Source organism: Roseofilum acuticapitatum BLCC-M154 (genome assembly GCF_030068475.1).
GTDB lineage: Bacteria > Cyanobacteriota > Cyanobacteriia > Cyanobacteriales > Desertifilaceae > Roseofilum > Roseofilum acuticapitatum.
Genome location: NZ_JAQOSP010000148.1, coordinates 49,966 through 75,393 on the forward strand (window position 1 = coordinate 49,966; position 25,428 = coordinate 75,393).

At 42.5% G+C, this 25,428-nt stretch carries 4 protein-coding genes; all 4 read right to left on the bottom strand.

The window, feature by feature from the left end:
- Nucleotides 1-9: 9 nt before the first annotated feature.
- The 4 genes from PMG71_RS22985 to PMG71_RS23000 are packed head-to-tail and all read right to left on the bottom strand — an operon-like array spanning nucleotide 10 to nucleotide 25,317.
- Nucleotides 10-8,052, bottom strand: a complete 8,043-nt coding sequence (locus tag PMG71_RS22985; RefSeq protein WP_283756070.1) for a type I polyketide synthase — start codon at nucleotides 8,050-8,052, stop codon at nucleotides 10-12.
- A gap of 42 nt (nucleotides 8,053-8,094) precedes the next feature.
- On the bottom strand, nucleotides 8,095-14,634 hold the full coding sequence (locus PMG71_RS22990; RefSeq protein WP_283756071.1) for a type I polyketide synthase: 6,540 nt from the start codon (nucleotides 14,632-14,634) through the stop codon (nucleotides 8,095-8,097).
- 32 nt (nucleotides 14,635-14,666) lie between these two features.
- Nucleotides 14,667-19,604 (bottom strand): type I polyketide synthase, encoded by a 4,938-nt coding sequence (locus PMG71_RS22995; RefSeq protein WP_283756072.1) that lies wholly within the window; start codon nucleotides 19,602-19,604, stop codon nucleotides 14,667-14,669.
- A gap of 1 nt (nucleotide 19,605) precedes the next feature.
- Complete coding sequence (locus PMG71_RS23000) at nucleotides 19,606-25,317, bottom strand: type I polyketide synthase (RefSeq protein WP_283756073.1); 5,712 nt, start codon at nucleotides 25,315-25,317, stop codon at nucleotides 19,606-19,608.
- Nucleotides 25,318-25,428 lie beyond the last annotated feature (111 nt).

A 25,428-nucleotide genomic window follows, 5' to 3' on the forward strand; every position in this document is an offset into this window, starting at 1 on the left:
AAGATCGTACTATATTTTTGCTTGGTTTTTGATTTGTTGAATCATTCGATTTCCTTCCTGGACGGTTAATTCTTTGTTTGCCACTTTCTTCAATATTGAGCGTAACTTTTGTGTCACGTCCTCTTGAGAATCTCTAGGTGAGCCTTTTTGAATGGATTTTTTATCCTCTTTTGGTACAATGCTTCCTTGGGTATCGCCAAGTTCCTGGGCAATATATTTTGCGAAATCTAATAGGGTAGGGTAGTCGTATAGTTTTGTGGCCTTGATGTTTAAATTGTAGGTTTTATTGATTTCAGTTATCCATTCGACTCCCACAATAGAATCTAAACCTAAATCGACAAACTTTTGGTCTTCTTCAATTTCACTGATATCCGCATACAGAGCTTCCGCTAACTGTTGTTTCAAAAGTTCCTTGACTTGTGAGAAATTGTTCTGGGAGGGAGTTGATGGTAGAGATGGCTTGACGATCGCTGTTCGAGTTGGAGCAGATGGCGATCGCTCAACATCAATCTTTCTATCCTGAGTTGATAGGCTGCCCGCGATATATTGTGCCAAATCTGACAAGGTGGGGTAATCGTATAGTTTCGTGGCCTTTAGATTTAAATTGTAGGTTTTATTAATGTCAGCGATCCATTCGACTCCCACAATGGAGTCTAAACCTAAATCAACAAACTTTTGGTCTTCTTCGATTTCACCGATATCTGCATACAAAGCTACTGCCAGACTTTCTTTGAGAGCTTCTTTGATTTGAGTCAGATCGGTATCAAGACTATTCAATTGGGTTACATTTTCAGATTCCCTATCAGCAGATTTTGCTTGAACCACCAACTGCGGAACTTCAATTTTGGCTGGAGGTTCTAGAGTTGGCGCAGCGCTTTCTAGATATACTGATTCTGGATCTGATAATCTCAGTTTGGGTGGGTGCAAGATTGTCTCTTCGTTCATTGGTTTGTCCTTTAGCTGGAGATTGAGTTCATCAAGTTTTACTTTTTCTGCCGATGTTACCATCTTTTTATCTTCAGCTTTCCGTTGGCGAATATCTGTTATCCAATAACTTTTTCGCTGCCAAGGATATGTTGGTAACTCTACCTTATGACGGTAATAATCCCGATCGAATCCTAACCAATCAATGTTGATTGCCCGTACATACAATTCTCCCAGACTTTGGAGCATTTGTAACCAGTCTGGTTTTCCCGAACGTAAACTGGGCAGCCATAGTTTTTTCTCTCCCATAAGACACTGACGACCCATACCTAACAGGACTGGTTTTGGCCCTATTTCTAGGAAGATTTTAGCACCTTGTTTGTGCAAAGTTTCCATGCTTTGGACAAACTTTACGGGTTGACGGACATGATTTACCCAATATTGTGCTGAAGCAATACTATCGTCTGCTTCTTTTCCCGTCACGTTTGATATGAGTTGTATGTTCGGTTTATTGTAAGTAATTTTTTGGGCTACTGCTGTAAATTCCGTTAGCATTGGTTCCATTAATGGGGAATGGAAGGCATGGGATACTTGTAGTTGTTTGGTTGTGACTCCTTCTGATTCAAAACCACTACAAATACGGTCTATGGCGGCACTTTCACCAGAAATCACTATACTTTCTGGCCCGTTAACTGCTGCTATGGTGACTTGGGAACTATATTCTTTTATGGCTTCTGTTACCTGAGATTCTGAGGCCATTATCGATACCATCTTACCACCGGAGGGTAGCTGTTGCATCAAGTGTCCCCGCATAGCTATGAGTTTAAGACCATCTTCGAGGCTAAATACTCCTGCTACGGTTGCTGCTACATATTCTCCTACACTGTGACCCATCACTACATCGGGTTTGATCCCCCAAGATTCCCATAATTTGAAGAGGGAGTATTCTATGGCAAATAGGGCAGGTTGGGTATAAGCGGTTTGGTCTAGTATGGATGAACTGGGCTGATCTTGAATTGCTGGATAGAGAATTTCTAGTAATGACTTTTCCTGAAAAGTTTCTAAACGACCTAGAATTTGATTACATTGCTCCAGGGCTGTTCGGAATACGGGGGCTTCTTCATATAGATTTCTTGCCATGTTCACGTATTGGGAACCTTGACCTGTGAATAGGAAAGCTACTTTTGTTGCTGTAATTTCTTTAGATAATTCTCCGGAAAAGATGCCTGTTCCTTCATCTTGTCCTAGGAATTGATGAAGTTTTTTGGCTAATTCAGCTTGGCTATTCGCTATAACGGCTAGTCTGTGGTTCAAGTGAACTCTTCCTGTATTGGCAGTGTAACAAATATCTGCAAGATCGGATTCTGGATGAGTTTCTAAGTAATCACAATAATGACTGACTAACTCTTCAAGAGCTTTTTGGGTTTTGGCTGAGAGAGTTAATAGATGAACTGAACGCTCTAAGCGATCTTGAAGATTGCCTGTTGCTTGTTGCCTGTTGTCTTTTCTGGGAGCTTCTTCTAGCACTAGATGAGCATTGGTTCCTCCAATACCAAAAGAACTTACTCCGGCTCGGCGAGGTGTACCATTACTCCTCCATTCAGACAGATTGGTGTTGACGTAAAATGGACTATTGGCAAAATCAATCTGGGGTGATGGTTGCTCAAAATGTAAACTTGGTGGTATTAACCCATGCTTGAGAGCTAATACGGTTTTGATGAGGGATACGACTCCTGCTGCTGTATTTAAGTGACCTATATTGCTCTTAACCGAACCTACAGCGCAAAATTGCTTTTTCTGGGTATGCTCAGAAAACGTTTTGGTTAATGCTTCAATTTCAATGGGGTCGCCTAATTCTGTGCCAGTACCATGAGCTTCTATGTAGGTAATAGTCTCTGGATTAACTCCAGCGATCGCCAAAGCTCTGGCAATAACACCGATTTGACCTTCTACACTCGGTGCAGTGTAGCCCAATTTGAAAGAGCCATCATTATTAATGGCAGAACCCTTAATGACTGCCTGAATACAATCTCCGTCGGCTATAGCATTCTGGAGGGGCTTGAGCAAAACCACGCCGACACCATTACCAAAAACTGTCCCCTGAGCGTTAGCATCAAAGGGTCGGCAATGACCATCTGGGGAGAAAATCATGCCTTCTTGGTAGGTGTATCCTACCTCTTGGGGGACTTGAATGGAGACACCACCAGCTAGTGCCATATCACATTCCCCACTGAGTAAACTTTGGCAAGCCAAGTGAACGGCAACTAATGAAGTTGAGCAAGCGGTTTGAACATTGATTGCTGGGCCGGTGAGATTCAATTTGTAAGCGGCTCTGGTGGCGAGGTAATCTTTGTCGTTGCCAAACAGTTGTTCTAGGGAGCGCTTATTGATGACGACTAGATCTTTCTCTCCCATGTAAGAAATTAAGTAGCTAGGTATGCCACCACCGGCGTAAACTCCAATTGAACCTTGATAAGTCTTGGGATTATAACCCCCATTTTCTATGGCTTCCCAAGCCGATTCTAAGAAAAGCCTTTGTTGTGGGTCTATTTCTGTTGCTTCTCGTCGAGAGTAGTTAAAGAAGTCAGCATCGAACATATCAATGTCCGAAATCCGAGCGTTAACTTTGACATAATTGGGGTCATTAAGCGCTTCAGTCGTGACTCCAGATTTTACTAACTGTTGATCGGATAATGAGGAGATAGACTCTACACCATTTTTGAGGTTTTCCCAAAATTCTTCTAGGTTTTTAGCTCCTGGGAAGCGTCCAGACATACCAATTATGGCAATATCCCGATTATCTTGATGTTGATTGAAGGGTTTGATTGGATTTTTTTGACTGACTTGAGCTTCGCGATCGCCGATAATAAATCGACTTAATGAATCTATGGTGGGATAGGTCAGCAGGTCAACCACTTTTACATTGAGATCGGCAAACACTTCTCGCAGTTTGCTGTAGACCTGGATGAGGAGTATGGATTTGCCTCCCAATTCAAAGAAATTATCGGTGATTCCGACTTCTTCTAGCTGAAGTACCTCTTGCCAAATCGAGGCAATTTTTTGCTGAGTTTCATTGGCTGCTCGTGGGGGTTGCTCTGTCTGAGAGTGTTCTAGTTCTCGCAGCCGTTTACGGTCTATTTTGCCATCTGGTGTTAACGGAAATGCTTCTAACTGGACGAAAGCAGTCGGTAAAATTTGGCTGGGAGTCCCAAAGCGATCGCGCACTTCTAACTGTTGCAACTGAGCGATCGGAAAATTCTTGGTTTTTGAGGTAAAATAAGCGGTTAACTTTGAGAGCTTCTGACAAACCCCCTTGCCGTTTTCAGTCTGAGCTGGAGAATAATCGATGGTTTCCAAGCTAAACTTGCCATCGGCTCCCTCTGTTGCTACGAAAGTCCTCGGCGCTGTCGTTGCATCAGCAGCCATAACGGGCAACCCTAACCGTTTGGCTAGTCCAATTCGCGCTGGCTTACCCGTCATGCCTTTGGGAATCGCACTCATCCACACTAAGCATTCTGGCAACCACTGAAGTTCCAGTTCTTTTTGCTTCAGGGCAAACTGACGCAGGGCGGCTAATGAGGGTCGAGGTTGGTTAGGGACGGGTACGATCGCTGCTCCTACGACTTCCCCCAGAACTTCATGGGGAGCTGCAAACACAACGACTTGCCCTACCCCTGGATGTCGCTGCAACACATCTTCGACCAGCATCGGGCTGATTTTCTCTCCGGCCCGATTGATAATTTCCTTGAACCGTCCTACCAGATACACATAACCGTCTTCATCTAGATATCCCTTATCCCCAGTCCTGAGCCAACCCTCGATAAAAGCTTCTTCGTTGGGATTGTAATCCATCCAGTCCCGCAACTCGTAACCTGCGGTCACGCAGGCTCCTTTTACCATTACTTCCCCTTCAGAGTAAGGTGGCAGTACATTCAGGGTGGGTTTACCTTCATCGTTTTCCTTGACCTGGCCAATAATCAGTTGGGGGCCGGCTGCTGGCCCTACAGAGCCGTGTTTGGCTAACCCTTGCCCGATTTGGGGGCTACAAATGGGCATGGATTCTGTCATGGCGTAAGTCGGCAAGATTTCACAGTTAAATGCTTTCGCCATGCGTTCTGCGATCGCAGGGAGTAGTGCGGCTGAACAGTTGCGGATCAACCGTAGGGAATGGTTCGGGGGAGTTCCAGTTTCAGCGATCGCCTGTTCTGCATATTCAAGAATAGCTTGGTGCATGGTGGGCACAGCCGAGTACCAAGTCACATTCTGGTGATTTCCTCCTGCACCCGGTTGTAGCCAACGAAAGAAATCAGCTACCCCATTTTCTGTCCCATATAATCCCGGAGTGCAGAGGACACTTGCACCAGCGAGCAACGAGGCCAGAATATTCACCGACAAACCGTGAATATGGAACAGGGGCATGATATTGATACAAGTATCTTCTGGGGTTAGAGCGATCGTCCGACTGATCGTCAGAGAACCTGCGGTTAAATTCCCATGAGTTAAGGGGACTGTCTTCGGTTTTCTAGTTGTACCACTCGTATGCAACACCAAAGCCACATGGTCGCGAGTGGGTTTATTTTCACCCTTGTTCTCTAACTTCTTCCTTTTGCCTCCTGCCTCTTGATTAGCCGTCACTTCTGAGAGAGTAAACACACCACAGACTGAAGCATCAGGGATTAGCTCAATAACACGCACCCCTAAGCTTTCTGCACAGGCTTTCAACTTGGCATTACTACTGTTGTTGGCTTCACTCCTTTGGAGTACCAGCGCCACTGCACTCAGGTCTTCTAATTCAAAGAGAACTTGTTTTTCTGTTAAAGATGGGCTGATGGGAGCAAAGACACAGTGCTGTGCCAGGGACAAGAATGCTACTGCCGCTTCTGGCCCGTTGGGCATTGCCGCACAGACACGATCAGTAATACTAATCCCCAAATGGCTGAGGTTAGCGTTATCTGGTGGAGATTGGATAAATGCTTTGAGAGCTGCATGAGTCAGGGGTTTTCGGCCATCAACAGCCAGAATTGCTGGGCGATCGGTTCCCGGTAGTAAATCTGTCCAGGTTTCAAACTCTACTGATGCAGCAATTTCATCTACCAGACAAGGGGAAGAGCTGGGTGATAAAGCTGACGCTTGGTTTTTTGTGGTTGTAATGGGTCGGTTCTTTGCGCTCCAATCCTCTTCCGGCTCTACCTTTTCCCTGCTAACTGGTATCACTGGGGCTGGATGATACTGAACCACTACTGCCGCTTCTTCTATTTCTGGGTGCGATCTCAGTTTTTCTTCCCAACGGGCAATCAAATCTGCATCAATAACTTCTATTGCCGCTAAAACCGCTTCATCCACTTCTCCTAATTCTGTCCGAGGCAAGGTAGATATAGGTACATAAGCAGCAGGAAGCAACTCAACAGACAAATGATACTGAAGGAATGACTCTATTTTCTCTACAGAAAAATCACCTGCAACCACTACATAAGCCACATCTTGATTATCCCTCGTTACAATCGCGTAGTCCTGAACTTCAGGAATCGATTCTAAGGCAGTTTCTAGCAGAGCTTGTTTTCTTGACTGACTGTGTAGCTCTCGGACATGCACCTTTAGCTCTGGGGAGAGTTCTAATTCAGTGACTTTCCTCTCTGGAGTCTCAAGGCATTGTTCGAGAATTAACAAGTAGGAATCTATTAGACCTATAATCGTCTCTTCTTCAAACAAATTGGCATTGTAAGTTAATCCTCCTTTAATCTCTCGATCGACTTTGAACAAAGTGAAAAATAAATCGATATCTGTCGGTAATTTACCCTCGATTTTCGTGGCTTGGAAATTAGAATAATTTTGAGCATTTTCCCCAAAATCAATATAGTCAAAGAAAAGCTGGAATAAATTCTTATAGTGTTGATAAGTGTGGTGTTCAAGAAATTCTGCTACATAATTCAGAGGAATATGTTGATTCGCATAAGCTTCTACCATAACCTCTTTGACTCTGGAGAGTAATTCTTTAAATTCTAACTGCTCATCCACCTGAGTCCGCAGTAAAATAATATCAGTAAAGAAACCAATAGCGGATTGAAGTTTGGGATGCACTCTACCTGAAACCGGCAAACCTACAACAATATCCGACTTCAGAGAATACTGAACGATCAAGACATAGAAGACGGACAAAAAGACAACTACAGGAGTAATACTGTACTGACTACTTAACTGTTGAACCGCAGACCAGGTACTAGCAGGGATTTGAAAAGATTTATGGTTACTTTCAAAGTCCGATGATAGCTGCAAATTATCAACGGGTACTGGATATAAAGTCGAAACACCAGTTAGCTGCCGTTGCCAATAATTGAGTCCTTTTTCTAATACCTCGCCCTGCAACCACTGTCGCTGCCAAACCGCATAATCTCCATATTGAATCTCCAACTGGGCTAAAGGAGATGGCTGTTTCTCCAAAGAGGCATCATATAAAGTTAGCAGTTCCTGAGTTAATAAATTAATCGATAAACCATCACCAATAATATGATGATACACTAAAATCAAAGCGCCATCTGTATCGCCAAACCGTAGCCATTTCAAATTGCATAATGGAGCTTGAGCTAAATCAAAAGACCGTCGAGATTCTTGGGCAATATTTTCCTCAATCAGATCGGCTATTTCAGATCCGCTTAAATTTGAATGATCTTCAACAACAATACTCACCTCTAGCTTAGGAATAGATACCTGAACTAAAGCCCCTTCAACTAAAGCAAAACTCGTTCTAAGTATCTCATGGCGATCGATAATTTGCTGCCAACTCTTTTGCAGCACTTGAATATTGATTAAACCTTGAAGACGCACTGCTTGACATAGGTTAAGCGTTGCCTTTTCTGACATTAACTGGGCTACCGACCACAGACGCTCTTGCTGATAGGAGAGAGTAAAGTTTCTATCCCTATGAACAGGTACTAACGGTCTAGAGTTAACATTAATACTACTACTTCTTTGCTGTAACAATTGTAGTAACTCAATCTTATTTTCAGATAAAGTCTGTCTAATTTCTGCTGTTAAGGAACCCTTGGGAGCATTAACTTTGAGTTCATCACCCTCTGCCCAAACTTTAATACCTTGGCTAGAGATTTTATATAAAAATTCTTTAATATTCATGACTTAAGCATCCCCCATTTTTGATTCTTTATGATTCTGTTTTTATAAAGTTATTTCTTCTCGCTCTTCGTCTTCATCTATATTTTGAGCCTGCGAAATCGTTAAATCCGTAATTTGTTCGAGCAAAATTTTCTCCCCCACTAAGTTTGCTATTTGAACAATACTAATGCCATCAATTATCCTTTCTAGAGGAAGATCGAATTCTAGTTCCCTCAGCAATAAGTTTCGCAATTCAACTGCCATTAATGAATCAACACCCATACTCGTTAAAGATTGCTTGACTTCAATTTTAGCAGCAGTCATGCCCAAAAGAGAAGAAGTTTTATTGATCAGATAATTGAGTAATATTTTTTCTCCTTCCTCCGGTGGAGCAGATTTCAACTCTTCTAGAAGTTGTTGTGTATTTTCAGTTTCTGTTACTGATGAAATGAAAGCTTCCAAATAGGGCATTTTCTGCCCACCTAGTAACTCCCTTAAAAATTTTGACCAGTTAACGGGGAATACCCCGACTTGGGTTTGAGCGCCAGATAACAATGACTCTAATACTTGCATTCCCTGTTCGGGTTTAATAGGAACTATCCCAACGGTTTCCATTCGATTCTGATGTTCGCTGGCTAAACGAGCAGCCATGCCTCCTGCTGCCCAAGCCCCCCAGTTGATAGCCAATCCAGGTAATCCCATACCACGACGATAGTGAGCTACTGCATCCATAAAACCATTGGCAGCCGCATAGTTGCCTTGACCAGAATTCCCCAACATCGAAGCCATTGATGAGAAACAGACAAAGAAATCTAAGGGTAAATCTTTGGTCAGTTGATGCAAATGCCAAGTCCCTTGCACTTTAGGTTTCATCACTTTGGTGAACTGCTGCCAACTGAGGTTTTGCACTAAGCCATCATCCAATACTCCCGCAGCATGAATCACTCCTTTGAGCGGGAACAAGGAAGTCTGTATCTGCTGGAAAATTTGAGCTACATCTTTTTCAGTAGAGACATCACCTAACAATACCTTGACTGATGCTCCTGCTGTTTCTAACTCTTCGATAATTTTTTGTGCAGTTTCATTGGGAGATCTACGTCCAGTTAAAACAATTTGCTTGGCTCCCTTGGATACCATCCATTGGGCGACTTCTAAACCTAAAGCTCCTAACCCTCCTGTAATTAAATAACTTGCGTCTGGTTTGATTGATTTTTGGTCTTCTCCAGTTTCTGGCAGAGAAACGACTACTTTCCCAATATGCTTACCTTGTTGCATATATCGGAAGGCAGCTTTGACTTCTGTACTTGGAAATACTTTATAAGGTAATGCTTTCAGTTTTCCTTGCTCGTACTGCTGGTTCAATGCTTCTGAAAATTCCGTAATTAAACTGGGTTGTTGTTGGATTGTCACTCCAATATCAAAAGGCAAGTATTCAACATCTGGGCGCTTTTCCATCACCTTTTGTTTATCCCAAATCCCTATTTTGCCAATTTCTACAAATCTACCTTGGGGAGCTAAAACAGCAAAACTCTTATCAATGAAGTCTCCATTGAGACTATTTAAAACGATATCTACACCTTTTCCCTGAGTAAGACTCATCATTTCATCTGCAAACTCTAAAGTACGGGAATTCATAATATGTTTGACACCCATAGACTTGAGAAATTCCCACTTGGGAGGACTTGCTGTAGCGAATACTTCTGCTCCTGCTTGGAGAGCAATTTGAACTGCTGCTTGCCCTACACCACCAGCCGCAGCATGAATTAATACTCGCTCTCCTGGCTGAATTTTAGCCAAGTGTTGTAACCCATAATAAGCTGTGGCAAAAGTCAAGGGTAAAGTGGCTGCTTCCGTAAAGCTCAAATTTTTCGGTTTAGCCATGACTAACTCAGCAGAAGTAGTAACAAAGCTACTAAAGCCATTGTGAACTATAGCCATCACTTCATCTCCCACCTGCCACTGAGAGACATTTTCTCCGACAGATGCAATACAACCTACACATTCTAAGCCAAAGTTAAGTTGAGCTACGTCAGTAACACCTAATACCTGAACATAATAGTCTTTCAGTAAACCCAAGGAGTTGAGTACATCTCGGAAGTTTAAACCTGCGGCTTTGACTTCAATTTCTACTTCATTGGCTTGTGGAGTCCGGCGCTGCATTACTTGCCAGTTAAGGTTATCTATCAATCCATATTCAGACAACTTCAATTCCACCGGTTGACTTTCTAATCCTAATTTTTCTTCTGAGCTAATTTTATGCTTTTGTTGTCGGATTAATCGTGCTACATAACGAACTCCCTGACGAATTGCTATTTGGTCTTCATTATTTTGAGAAAATACTTCATCGACCAAACTGGGGAGCATTTCGGCAAAATTAGATTTGGGATCTAAGTCTATTCGTCCACACTTTAATTCTGGATGTTCTAGGTTAATCACACGCCCTAGTCCCCATAAACTTCCTTGTTGGGGTTGCACTACTTCTGCTGCATCCAATACACCCTGAGTCCCTTGAGTCACTAACCACATTGGTACTGTATGGGTTAATCGAGCTTGAATTAAGGCTTGCACTAAATGTAAAACTGTTGCACAACCAAGTTGTTGAGCTGTTTGTAAATCTACGGTTCCCGATAAATCAGTTTCATTTAGAGTCCATAAGTGCAAAATGCCCTGAATATCAGAATTATCTTGGAGCAGTTGAGAGAAGTGTTCGGCAACAGTGGGATTGATTTGATAATGTTGAGCATCTAACTGCTGATACTCGGATTTTTCTGGGGATACCCAAATATATTGCTGTCCTTTTTGTTGTAAATGTTGTCCGATAGACTCTACCCATTCATCAGTAAGCGCAAATACTAACCATTTACCAGAGGCGTTTTCATTAGATTTTGCGGTTTCTGTTAAAGATTGAGGTTCCCAGTTGATTTCGTAATACCAATCACTTAAATCTGAATCTAGAGTCATTAGTAATGTTTTGGGATTCGCTTTCCTACCCTCAAAACCCTTAACCTCAGCTACTAATTTTCCAGTTTGGTCAAATAATTGTATTTCGGCTTTGAGCAGTTTTTCTTCTGACGATCCTTCTTTTAATCCACGAGTATAACACCAAAGGAAACTATTCTCAGGGCGTTGATAAAAGGTAAACTTCTCTATACTGAAGGGCACAAAGGTTTCATGTTGGTCACCAGCAAGACTGAGGTTCAGTGCAGCTACTGACTGGAAACATGAGTCAAGTAAGGCGGGATGTATTTGATACTTTGCTGCATCTAAGATGGTCTCAGGGACTTTCATTTGACACAGGATTTCTCCCTCTCCTAACCAGACTTGGTGTATCCATCTAAAACTTTGCCGTAATTGAACTTGTCTATCCCAAAGATTCTGGTAAATTTCTGTGCTTTCTATTTTTTGAGGACAACGAGATTGAATGACTTCTATTGTTTCTAGAGACTGTTTTTGCGAAGTATTAGTAGGAGCAATTTTTCCGGTAGCATGGACTGCCCAAGAATCACTATCAGATCTGTCAAAACTAATGACTTGAAATGAATAGTAGCTATTCTGTGGAGTAAGAGCTACCTGAACATTACGCATTCCTTGTTCGGGAATGGCTAAGGCTTGGGGAAACAGAATATCTTCCAGTTGACATCCGGTTGCAGAAAATGTGAGAGAGGCACTTGCTAACAAGAGAGAAATGTGACTCGCACCAGGGACGACAACTTTTTCATATATTCGGTGGTCTGCTAAAAAGGGTAAGGCATGGGTGCTAAACTCAGATTCAAAAAAGATATCTTTTGATAACGGAGATTGAAACTTTCGATCAATTAGGGGATGAAGTTTAGGTATAGAGATGGCTTGAGAATTGCCTGTTTCTACCCAATACCTTTCCCTCTGAAATGGATAAGTTGGCAAGATGACTTTCTGACGAACATAATCTCGGTCAAACCCTGACCAATCTACTTTAGCGCCCCGTACATACAACTGCCCTAAACTTGAGAGGATCTGTTGCCATTCATCGACTCCAGGACGTAGGGATGGTAACCAAATGCCGTTATTTTCTGGTAAACATTGACGAGCCATTCCTAACAATATGGGCTTGGGGCCAATTTCTAGGAATAATTCATATCCTTGCTCATTTAGAGTGTTCATACTCTGGGCAAATTTGACGGGTTGTCGGACATGGTTGACCCAATATTGAGCTGTAGCTATGTCTGAACCGACTTTTTGACCGGTGATATTTGATATGATGGGTAGTCGAGGCTGACTATAGGTGACTTGTTGAGCTACTGCTTCAAATTCTGCCAACATTGGCTCCATGAGTGGGGAATGGAAAGCATGGGAGACTTGTAAAGGCTTGGTTTTAATGCCTTGCGATTCTAATTGATTACAGAGGGTTGCGATCGCCTCACTATACCCGGAAATCACTATACTCTCCGGCCCATTTATGGCTGCAATTGTTACCTGTGAACTATACTCGCCTATAGCTTCTCTGACTTGAGCTTCTGATGCTAACAAAGACACCATTGCACCACCAGGGGGTAATTGTTGCATTAACCGTCCCCGCATGGCAATTAATTTTAGACCATCTTCTAAACTCAATACTCCTGCCACAGTTGCTGCTACATATTCCCCCACACTATGACCCATGACTGCATTGGGTTTAATTCCCCAAGATTCCCATAACTGAGCTAGGGCGTATTCTAGAGCAAATAAAGCTGGTTGGGTATAAGCAGTTTGGTCTAATACACTAGACTTTTGTTCATCTTGAGGGTAGAGAACTTCTAATAGAGGGACTTCTAGATAAGCTTGTAAAATTTGGTCGCATCGATCTAAAGCTTGACGGAAAGTTGGCACAGTTTCATAGAGTTGCTTTCCCATATTCACATACTGGGAACCTTGACCGGTGAAGAGGAACGCTATTTTTGGACTTTGGCTACTTCCATCGAGTTGTCCAGAAAATCCTCCTAGGATTTCTTTCTTCGTTTTCCAGTCCACCAGTTTTTCTGTTAATTCCTTTTGCTCAGAAGCAAGAATTGCTAGTCGATGATTAAAATGCGCTCTACCTGTATTAGCTGTATAACATATATCTGCTAGGGGTAACTCTGAATGGTTTTCTAAATAGTTTTGATAACGACTAACTAAATTTTCTAAAGCTTGTTCTGTTTTAGCTGAGAGCGTCAAGAGATGAATAGGACGTTTTAAGTCATCTTCACGGTTGTCTTCTCTTGGTGCTTCTTCTAAAATGATGTGAGCATTAGTGCCACTAATTGCAAAAGAGCTTACTCCTGCCACTCTTTTGTCTGCTGATGAGAGCCAAGGGGTGAGTTGAGTCGGGACTTTTAAAGGTATATTCTCCCAATCAATATAGGGACTAGGATGAGTAAAATGAAGATTAGGGGTGATTTGTTGATGTTGTAGTTGCAAAACGACCTTGATCGCACCAGCAATGCCAGCAGCAGCTTCTAAATGACCGATATTCGTTTTAACTGAAGCGATATGCAATGGATTTTGGCGATCGCGTCCCGGCCCAAATACGCTACTTAAAGCTCTCACTTCCATCGGGTCTCCAAGGGAAGTTCCCGTACCATGAGCTTCCACATAACTCACTTGAGCCGCTTCTACTTTGGCTGCTTTCAGAGCTTGCTGAATCAGTTTTTCCTGAGCCAGTTTATTCGGTACAGTCAGTCCGCTACTCGGCCCATCATGATTAACCGCAGAACCCCGAATGACTGCCTGGATATTGTCCCCATCCTTGAGTGCATCCGATAAACGCTTCAGCACCAGAATGCCACATCCCTCTCCCCGACCATAACCATCAGCAGCAGCATCAAACGTTTTACACTTGCCATCGGGTGATAGGGCCTTTAATTTTGAGAGTGCAGTGGTCACTTGAGGAGAGAGAATGAGTTGAACCCCTCCAGCTAAAGCCAGATTAGATTCACCCTGACGCAGACTCTGACAAGCTTCATGTATAGCAACCAAAGACGATGAACAAGCGGTATCTATTGCCATCGATGGGCCTTGCAATCCTAAAAAGTAAGATAACCGACCTGCGGCAAAACAAAACCCATTTCCAGTAGCATCATAAGGGCTAATATTTTCAACTTGGTTCAAACCCAAGTTCGCATAATCATTTTGACCAATACCCAGAAATACTCCGGTCTGGGTATTTTCTAATTCCTGGGGATTAATACCCGCTCTTTCTAAAGCTTCCCAAGTTACTTCTAAAATAAACCGTTGCTGTGGATCGAGGCTGTGTGCTTCTTTGCCAGAGATACCAAAAAATTGCGGATCGAACCGATCGACCTGCTCCACTAATGCTGCATGACGAATATACATTTTCCCTGGAGCATCGGGGTTGGGGTCGTAGTAAGAATCTATATCCCAACGTTCTAAGGGAATCTCTCTAACCGAGTCTTTCCCCTGAGACAATAGTTCCCAGAATAGCTCTGGTGTGTTGGCATTGCCTGGAAACCGACAACCGATACCGACGATCGCGATCGCCTCACTTTTTGAACGCTCCATCATCTCCAACTTAGTTTCAGCTTGCTTTAAAGCTAAAAACATCTGTTTGGATAATGAGAGTTCCTCTTTTTTCGTCGTCGGTTCCATAAAATCTTAGCCTTCACTTATATTTTTTGACTTTAGAGCATATTCTTGAGTTTTTCGAGTTGTTGAGCGGCTAGTGCTTCAAAATCCTCTTCTGAAATATCTTCAAGATCTGGCAATGATTCAGCCCCTATTTCTGATGGATTTCTTGGGTTCAGTCCATCAGAAAGTATCCCATTTTCTGTTGGCTTCCATTCCATTAACTCCTCTACATATAAAGACAATTTAGCAATTGTGGGATATTCCATCGCTACGGTCTCAGGTAAATGAGTACCTAATTGATTTTGCAGTCTATTTTTTAATTCCACCGCCATTAAAGAATCCATGCCCATTTCCATAAATCCTACATTGACTTCTGGTAATTGGGATGAACTTAAACCTAACACCTGAACCACTTGCCCTCGAATGTGTTCAATTAAAATTTCTTGACGTTCCTCTCGTGATGCTGCCTCTAATTTTGCTAAAATTTCGACTTTGGCTTTCTGCTTTAGTGCATCATGTTCTGCCAAGTCTTCCTTCTGCAATAATTCTCGTAGTAACGAACTTTTTTGCAGACCACTCCAATGCTCTGCCAATACCGACCAGTTTACAGCTATTACACCGACCTGACCAGGAACAGGGCAGCATTCTCTAACTTCCCCCTTTCTAAGGGGGACTGGAGGGGGATCTGCAATTTGATTTCCTAACAGTAACTCCAACGCATACATACCTTCTTTAGGGGACATCTCACTTATGCCACTGCTCTGAATTCGGTTTTGATGCTCCACTGCTAAACGAGCAGCCATGCCCTCAGATGCCCAGGCTCCCCAATTAATCGCTAGTCCTGATAATCCTATGCTCCGACGATAACCCACTAAAGCATCCATAAAGGCATTGGCCGCCGCATAATTACCTTGACCAGGAGAACCGATTAGGGAAACCATTGAGGAGAAACAGACAAAGAAATCTAGGGGCAGATTTTGAGTTAATTGATGTAAGTTCCAAGTTCCTATCACCTTGGGCGACATGACTTGGCCAAAACGCTCCCAATTCATCTGTTGTATGGTTCCATCATCTAGCACTCCTGCTGCATGAATGATTCCTTTGAGGCTTGGCATTGAGGTCTGAATCTGCTCCAGAATTTGGGCTATCTCTTCTTTTCTAGAAACATCCCCTAATAAAACATTGACTTGGCATCCTGCTTGTTCTAACTGTTGTATGGATTCTTGGACTTTTTCTGAAGGCGGGCGGCGACCAGTTAAGATAATATTTTTAGCTCCTTTTTCTACCAACCCTTGAGCGGTATGTAATCCTAATGCTCCTAATCCTCCGGTTATTAGGTAACTACCCTCTGATGATAAGGATAGGGGTTGAGGAAATTCTGGAGGTTCTTGGTTTGCCAGACGAGCTACATAGGTTTTGTCTCCCCGTAAGGCTAGATTATCTTCTTCGGGTTCATTCCCTAATAATTGCCACAGCATTTCTATTTCGTCTGCTGCGGTCGCTTGTGGGTCTAGATCTACTAATCCTCCCCATAATTGGGGATGCTCTATCGACATTGCTCGACCTAATCCCCACAGGGGCGATGCGGCTAATCCTGGTATATTTTTCTCTTGGGATAAGACGGACTGAGAGCCACGAGTTACTAACCACAGTTGGGAGGTGCTGGCGTTTTTCAATAAGGTTTGTACCAGGTGCATCACGCTGCCACATCCCCATAATTGGGTTTCTTGTAGAGCATCAAGGGTTAAATCTTTGGATTCTGGAGTGTCTAAACTCCACAAATGAATGAACCTTGATAAGGGCAGTTGACCAGCTTCTTGAATTTCTTGATACAGTTGGTCAAATTCTTCGGGAATAGAAGGATTGAGTTGATATTTTCCGGCGGCTTGTTTTTGATAGCTCTCTGCTCGATAAACTAAGCTGTATTGATGACCTTGTTGTTGGAGTTTTTGGGCGAATTTTTCGGCTACGCCTGTGGTATCTGCAAAAACCAACCAGTGACTGGGTTGCATTTTTGTATTTGAGCCAGCTCTATCTAAAGGTTTCCATTGAACTTCATAGAACCAGTTTTTGATCGTGACTGCCGCTAATTGTTCCTGATGTTGTTTCGCTAATACCTCTAATAGCTCTGGTAAAAGTTTAAGCTGTTCTGGTGAAAAGTTTACGGCTTTTTCGAGTTGTTGAGCGAGATCTGTTGTTTTTCCTTCACTGAGTAATTTTACAATTGGGGTCTCAATGATTTTACTGGATACTTGAGGTTCCTTTGGTTGATTTACTTCTACCCAGCAGCGTTCTCGCTGGAATGGATAAGTAGGCAATGCTACTTTCTGACGAGTATAATCCTGGTCAAAACCAGACCAATTTACCGTTATTCCTTTGACATACAATTGCCCTAAGCTGGATAGCATCTGTTGCCATTCTTCTACACCAGGACGTAATGAGGGTAACCATACTCCTACATCTTCTGGTAGACATCGAGACCCCATGCCGAGCAAAACGGGTTTCGGCCCGATTTCCAAGAACAGTTCATTTCCTTGCTCGTGCAAGGTTTTTATACTTTGAGCAAACTGTACGGGTTGTCGAATATGATTGACCCAATATTCTGCCTGAGTGACTTCATTTCCTGCTTTTTGCCCAGTTACATTTGATATGAACTTGATTTTCGGTTGACGATAGGTTACTTCCTGAGCGACTGCTGCAAACTCGGCTAACATTGGCTCCATTAGTGGGGAATGAAAAGCATGGGAGACTTTTAATGGCTGGGTTTTAACTCCCTGTGATTCTAATCGAGTACAGATGGTGGCGATCGCCTCACTCTCCCCAGAAATCACCATACTTTCCGGGCCGTTGATCGCTGCTATGGTTACCTTTGAACTCTTGTCACCTATAGCATTTGTTACCACAGACTCCGATGACATCACTGCCACCATCTCTCCACCAGAGGGCAACTGTTGCATCAACCGTCCCCGCATGGCAATTAACTTCAGACCATCTTCTAAACTGAAAACTCCTGCCACAGTTGCTGCTACATATTCTCCTACACTGTGACCCATGACGATAGTTGGTTTAATTCCCCAAGATTCCCATAACTTGAATAAAGCATATTCAATCGCAAACAGAGCAGGTTGTGTATAACCGGTTTCGTCTAACCCATTAGAACTTGACTGTTGTCCCTCTTTAGGGTATATCACCTCTAATAGAGGCACTTCTAGATAGGGTTGTAAAATTTGGTCGCATCGTTCTAAAGCTTGACGGAAAGTTGGCTGACTTTCATACAATTGCTTACCCATATTCACATACTGAGAACCTTGGCCGGTGAATAGGAAAGCTATTTTAGAACTTGCGCTACCGCGATCGAACTCTCCACAAGATAGGCCAACAACTTCCTTGCCTCTTTTCCAATCCAGTAGCTTTTCTGCTAATTCTTTTGGCTCAGAAGCAACCACTGCTAGTCGATGCTGAAAATGTTGTCTTCCTGTATTAGCCGTGTAACAGATATCTGCTACTACCAAATCTGGATAGGTTTCTAAATGCTTGTGATAACGATCGACTAAATCTTCTAAAGCTTTTTCTGTTTTAGCTGAAAGAGTCAATAGATGAACTGAACGTTCTAGATCATCTTTAGTGTTGCCTTCTTTTGGGACTTCTTCGAGAACGATATGAGCATTCGTGCCACCCATACCAAAGGAACTCACCCCCGCTATTCTGGGTTTTCCTTCATCAGAAGACCAAGGCATTAGTGAAGTCGGAATTTTGATGGGTAATCTATCCCAATCTACATGAGGATTCGGTTGTTTCAAGTGCAAATGAGCAGGAATTTCTTGGTGCTGAAGGGCTAAAATCACCTTGATCAAAGATGATACACCTGCTGCTGCTTCCAAATGCCCCAAATTGGTCTTGACCGATCCCACAATTAAAGGAGAATCTACTGGACGTTTTTTGCCATATACTTCTGCCAGAGCTTCTATCTCAATGGGGTCTCCTAAAGACGTTCCTGTACCGTGAGCCTCTAAATAGCTAATTTGATGGGGTTCTAATTTGGCATTGGCTAATGCTTGTTGAATGACCTTTTTCTGGGCCATTCTATTAGGAACGGTCATCCCACTACTGGGGCCATCATGGTTAACAGCAGAACCTCGAATAACGGCGGAAATGAGATCCCCATCATTGACTGCATCAGACAAGCGTTTCAAAACTAGGACACCACATCCTTCTCCCTGACCATAACCATTGGCAGACGCATCAAAAGTCTTGCAACGACCATCAGGAGATAGTGCCTTCAGTTGGCAACGACCAATTGTGCTGAAGGGCGATAAGATTAAATTAACTCCACCCACTAAGGCTAAGTTGGATTCTCCCGATCGCAAACTCTGACAGGCTAAATGGGCAGCAACTAAAGAACTTGAACACGCTGTATCGACCTGTATATTAGACCCTTGCAGACCCAAGAGATGAGAAATACGACCGACACCAATACTTCTATTGCTTCCAAGAGTCGGGTAACTTTTGGCTTCGTTTAGAATGACGGAAGAATAGTCATCTGTGGAGATGCCCATGAAGACACTGGTCTGACTATTCTTCAGGTTTGTCCAGGTTTGTCCCGAATTTTCTAGGGCTTCCCAGGTTACCTCTAACAGTAATCTGTACTGAGGATCTAAACTGACGGCTTCTCTTGGAGCGATACCAAAAAATAAGGGGTCAAACTGGTCAACTTGCTCAATAAAGCCCCCTTGTTTGGTGTAAGCTTTCCCTGGAACTTCTGGATCGGGATCGTAATAAGCACTGACATCCCAGCGATCGCCAGGAACTGAGGTAATGGCATCTATGCCATCATGCAACAAACTCCAGTATTTTGAGGGGTCATTCGCTCCTCCAGGAAATCGACAGGCCATTCCTACAATGGCGATCGGTTCGGTTTTGGCTTTATTGACGGCTTCAAGCTTACCCCGCATGTCCTTCAAAGTTTGAAGCACTTCTTTGGATATGCTCATTTTAGTCTTCCTCCAGTAAAGCTTGAATTTCTTCTAACTCCGAAGCGATCGCGCTATCAAGTTCTCCTTCAAATTCCATTTCTATCTTCTGGGGAGGCGTTATATTTTCACTCTCTTCAACACTCCATTCTTCCTCTTTCTCTTCTGAGAAAATTTCTGCAAGTAAGTAGTCAGCTAAGTCTTTAATATTCGACTTTTCAAACAAGGTTGCTGTGCTGATCGAGAAACTAAAAGTAGCCATCAACTTATTTCTTAACTCAACCGCCATCAAGGAATCCATACCCATCCTGAAAAATCCTAATTCGGGATCGGGAAGTTTGGATTTCGATAATCCGATAATTTTAGCGACATCATTTTGCAGATGCTCGATGAGGATTTCGAGCCGTTCGCTTTCTGGAGCTTGATAAAGTTGTTGTAAGAATTCCGATCTCTGTTCAGAAGCCCCTTCTCCACTTCTTGCTTCTGAATCCAGTGAAATTTCTGCCAGAAATGACCGTTTACCTCCTAGTTCATAAAGTTCCTTAAATACATCCCAGTTGATATCTGCGACTACGGTTTGAGGGCGATCGCTTGCTAATACCTTCTCCAAAGCGGCGATCGCTTTTTCTGGTTCTAGAGGTTTTACGCCCATTTGGTTTAACCAATTCATGGCTTCTCCTGCTGCCATTCCTCCCCCTGACCAAGGCCCCCAATTGATACTATAGGTTGGTAATCCCAGAGATTGCCGATAATCCGTTAATCCATCCAGAAAATGGTTAGCTGCTGCATAATGAGCTTGGCCTTTAGAACCCCAGACTGATGCAATAGAAGAGAAATTAACAAAAAAGTCTAGGTCTAGCTTCTCTGTTAACTGATGTAGCACCCATCCTCCGACTACTTTGGGACGCAATATGGCTTCGAGTTGAGAAAATTCCAACTCCTGAATCAGATCAGATCCGATGACTCCTGCTGCATGAATAACTCCTTTGAGAGGTGGCATAGTTTCTTGCACTTGCTTAAATGCCTTCTCCATATCTTGTTGCACAGATACATCGGCTTGAGTTACAACAACCTCTACGCCTTGCTTGCGTAAACTCTCAATTCTCAATTGTGCTTGATCTGATGGCTGAGAGCGACTGATTAATACTAGATGTTGACATCCCTTCTCTACCAACCATTGAGCTATATTCAGTCCTAATGCTCCTGTTCCCCCAGTAATTAAATAACTTCCTTCCTTACTCAAGGACACAGGGTTAGATTCTGCTAAGAGTTGTCTTTCTAAACGAGCTACATAGATTTCTCCATTACGAATAGCCAGTCGATCTTCTTCTGCTTCATCTTCTAGAACTTGTAGCAAGATTTCTGCTTCGCTTGTGGAAGATTGGCGATCTAAGTCTATTAATCCTCCCCATAATTGAGGATGTTCCAAAGATAAGACTTTTCCAAGTCCCCAGAGTGGGGTTTGGGCTATTGCAACTTCTTCTACAGGCAACACAGACTGGGAAGCTTGAGTGATTAACCACAGTTGAGGTGAGGATGATTTCCAGTATTTTTCCATCGCTTGCACCAGATGCAAGACGCTACCACAACTATTCTTTTGTGCTGACTCTAAAGCTGGCTGAGTGAGTTGTTGTGTCGGTGTAGTTTCCAGGCTCCACAAGTGAATGATTCTCGGATTTTCCCCCACAATTGCCTTTGCATCTTGGCAAAAACGCTCAAAATCGGCTGGATTAGATGGGTTTAGCTCCCAACTTGCTGTTTCCTTTTGCTGGTAGGTTTCACCCATAAATACAGTGAAACAGCGATCGTCTCTTTTTTCTAACCGGTTGGTCAGTTTTTCGCCTACCCCATCTCTATCGCTGAATATTATCCAAGTTTTTGGCTGTAGTGTTTTTTTATACTCTTGCCTAGGCGCTGCTTTTTGCCATTCCACCCCATAGAACAGTTTTTGTAATGAAACATCAGAGTAATGTAGGGGTTTCTGTAGAATAGCTTGATTCCACTTGTAAATTTCATCTACTGACAACTGCTCTTGCTTTTGTGCTGTCATTATCACATAACTGACCAGCTTCTTACGCAACATCTTGTAGAGATTGTCATAAGATTGCAGCCCTACTCTGGCATTTTCATTTAAATTGCTTTTCTTACAAACATAGTTAAGATTCTCTGGGAAATTAGGATCGTCTAAACCATTAGCAATCTCGTTACTAATATCTACATAACGGATGATTTTGAGATGACTTTCTGATAATAAATCTAGCCATTCTTGTTGAGTCGCCAGATAAGATGAATGAGCATCATAATCAATGTTAAATGAGGCATTAGATATAAAGTCTGATATCACGAAATCACCCCGATCGTTTAAGTGATTTTTGATATTTAAAAAGAGTTCTTTTTTCTTCTTGATATGACAAATGACTTCAAATCCGTAGATCAAATCGTAACGATCTGGAAACTCATCCTGAGAACTATCTCCATTAACGATTTTTACCCGTTCTTCTAAATTTAGTTGACTAATTTTTTTGTTTCCTAATTCTACTTGCCCTTCTGATATGGTATAACCACAAAGCTCTAAGTGATGATACTTCTGACCTAAAGCAATTAAATCAGTTCCATGACCACAACCAATATCTAGAACTTTACGACAAGCAGAAAAATCGACTTTCTGCCAAGCTATATTTCTAATCTCTTGCTGGGCAGTTGATGCTAATTTTTGATATTTTTCTTGTATTTTTAATTGGGCGAAAAATAGAACCCATGAAAATCCTTTGATAATCCCTGGCAAAGGAATGTAGTTCAAAATTGCTTCTTCATCTGTCAACGAAGCTAACTCATCATAAAAGTCACCCACTATATCGCCCCGATCTTGCAGATACTTTTGATACCGAGCCTTCAAAATATCTAACAACTTCGGTAATAGTTTTTCTTCATCTTCGGTTAATTCTTCCGATAACTTGAGTTCTCGAATTAATTCCTCTGGATCGCCTAGATCTAGTGGATTTGAACTATGATGGGTAGTATTTCGGTCTTGATTTTTAGTGGTTTCTACCCAATATCTTTCTCGCTGAAATGGATAAGTTGGCAATTCTACTTTCTGATTAGTATAATCGCGGCCAAATCCTGACCAATCTACATTGAAACCTTTTACATATAATTGCCCTAAGCTTAATAGCATTTGCTGCCATTCTTCTACTCCAGGACGTAATGACGGCAACCATACTCCGACATCTTCTGATAAACATTGACGAGCCATGCCTAACAATATGGGTTTGGGGCCAATTTCTAAGAAAACGTTATACCCTTCTTCATGGAGAGTTTTCATACTCTGGGCAAATTTCACGGGTTGTCGAACATGATTGACCCAATATTTAGCAGTAGTCATGTCTGAACTCACTTTTTCCCCTGTAACATTTGATATGATGGGTATTTGAGGTTGACTATAGGTAACTTCCTGAGCGACTGCTTCAAACTCTGCTAACATTGGCTCCATCAACGGGGAATGAAAAGCATGGGAGACCTGTAGATGCTTGGTTTTAACGCCCATTGCTTCTAATTTACCGCAAATGGTGGCGATCGCCCCACTCTCCCCGGAAATCACTGTACTCTCTGTCCCATTTATAGCTGCTATTGTTACTTGGTTACTGTACTCTGCGATCGCCTCCCTCACTTGAGATTCTGATGCCATCACTGCCACCATCTCTCCACCAGGGGGCAACTCTTGCATCAACCGTCCCCGCATGGCGATTAATTTCAAACCATCTTCTAAGCTAAAAACGCCTGCGACTGTTGCTGCCACATATTCTCCCACACTATGACCCATCACCAAATTAGGTTTAATCCCCCAAGATTCCCATAACTTAGCTAGGGCATATTCTACAGAAAACAAAGCCGGTTGAGTATAAGCGGTTTGGTCTAATACAGAAGAACTTGACTGAGAATAGATAACTTCTAATAGAGGGACTTCTAGATGTTTTTTCAGAATTTCATGGCATTGGTCTAGACTTTTCCTAAATGTGGGTTGAGTCTCATATAACTGTCGCCCCATATCTATATATTGAGAACCTTGCCCAGTAAACAGAAAGGCAATCTCCTTCTCCTTACTTTCTGCTTTTCCTCTTACCACTTCATTTGTCTCATCACCCTTCAGAAAATCTCCTAACTTTTGCTGTAGATCGCTGTTGGACTCGGCTACTATTGCCAGTCTTTCTGCAAAAGGTGTCCGTCCTGTATTGGCGCTGAAGCAGATATTTTGTAGCGATGCTTCCGCTTTGGATTCTAAATAAGTTTGATAGTTTTCTGCTAGTTCCCTTAGTGCTTGCTCTGTCTGCGCTGAGAGGGTTAAAATTTGTTGCGGACGCTCTAGCACTGGTTCATTGTTAACTTTTTCTAGGGGTTCTTCTAATACAATATGAGCATTAACACCACCGATACCAAAAGAACTTAAACCAGCACGTCTAGGAATCTCTTCTCCTGATTCATTGCTTAATCTTTCCCAGTCTTGCGTTTCCTCTAGCATATAGAACGGAGCATCTTTCAGACTAATGCGTGGATTTAATTCCTTGAAGTTGACAATTTTGGGCAGCTTTTTGTGCTTCATTGCTAATAAGACTTTGATTAATCCCGCAATTCCTGCTGCTCCTTCTAAATGCCCGATATTGCTTTTTACTGCCCCTATGCCACAGTAGGCTTTCTCCGTCTTTTCGACTCCATACTGTTGATAAAGTTGTCTGTAGGCTCTTTTTAATGCATTAATTTCTATTGGGTCTCCCAATGGTGTGCCCGTTCCATGAGATTCGATGTAAGAGACTGTATCTGGAGAAATATTAGCGTTAGTATAGGCTGAACGAATGACTTGAGCTTGGGCGTAGACATTGGGAGAGGTTATCGTTCTCGCTCTACCTCCGTGATTAATGGCACTCCCTTGAATGACACCATAAATGCGATCGCCATCTTCTATTGCTTTTGCCAGAGGCTTTAATAAAACAACTCCTGCTCCTTCTCCCCTCACATAACCATCAGCATCACTACTAAATGTTCTACATTGTCCTGTTGGCGATAACATACCCAGTTGACTCATCTGGATGTAGGTTGTTGAGGTGAATAACACGCTGATCCCACCGACTAACGCCATCTCACATTCTGATTCTTTGAGGGATTTAACCGCGTAATGAAGAGCGACTAGTGAGCTTGAACAAGCTGTATCTATTGGAATACTTGGGCCGTGTAGATTAAAAAATGAAGAGATGCGATTGGCAAGCATAGAAGTCCAAGTTCCTGTGCCACTATGACCTTCTACATTCTCTTGATTTTGGTTCATTAATAGAATAGAGTCATAGCTACATGCCCCGATAAAAACACCTATATCTTTTCCTAAAACTTGAGAGAGGGAGTAACCTGCATCTTCGACACAAGACCAGCTCAATTCCAACAGGATTCTTTGTTGAGGGTCTATGTTTTTTGCTTCTCTGGGGGAAATATCGAAAAACTGAGCATCGAATTGGTCTATATCTTCTATCAACCCTAACCATTTACTGATAGTTTTGTGGGGAGTTTGGGGATTAGGCGAGTAATAGTCTTTGATGTTCCACCGGTTTTCAGGAATTTCTGTAATGCTATTGATTCCTTGTTCGAGGTTTTGCCAGAATTGATGGTAGTCTTTCGCGCCCGGAAACCGACAAGCCATCCCAATAATTGCGATGTCAGCTACATCCTTCTTTTCAATGGAATATTGCATAAACCTAACGGAATCCCTGATGCAAGGAAAAAACGTCTTGAACCTTTTAACTTGAAGTCAGTGTACCACAAGAACTTGATTCCAACCAAGTCTTAACAAATTTTAACAATT

Bases quoted from the DNA above. Each gene is read 5' to 3' on its own strand.
- PMG71_RS22995 (WP_283756072.1), bottom strand. From the start codon at position 19,604: ATGAGCATATCCAAAGAAGTGCTTCAAACTTTGAAGGACATGCGGGGT.
- PMG71_RS23000 (WP_283756073.1), bottom strand. From the start codon at position 25,317: ATGCAATATTCCATTGAAAAGAAGGATGTAGCTGACATCGCAATTATT.
- PMG71_RS22990 (WP_283756071.1), bottom strand. From the start codon at position 14,634: ATGGAACCGACGACGAAAAAAGAGGAACTCTCATTATCCAAACAGATG.
- PMG71_RS22985 (WP_283756070.1), bottom strand. From the start codon at position 8,052: ATGAATATTAAAGAATTTTTATATAAAATCTCTAGCCAAGGTATTAAA.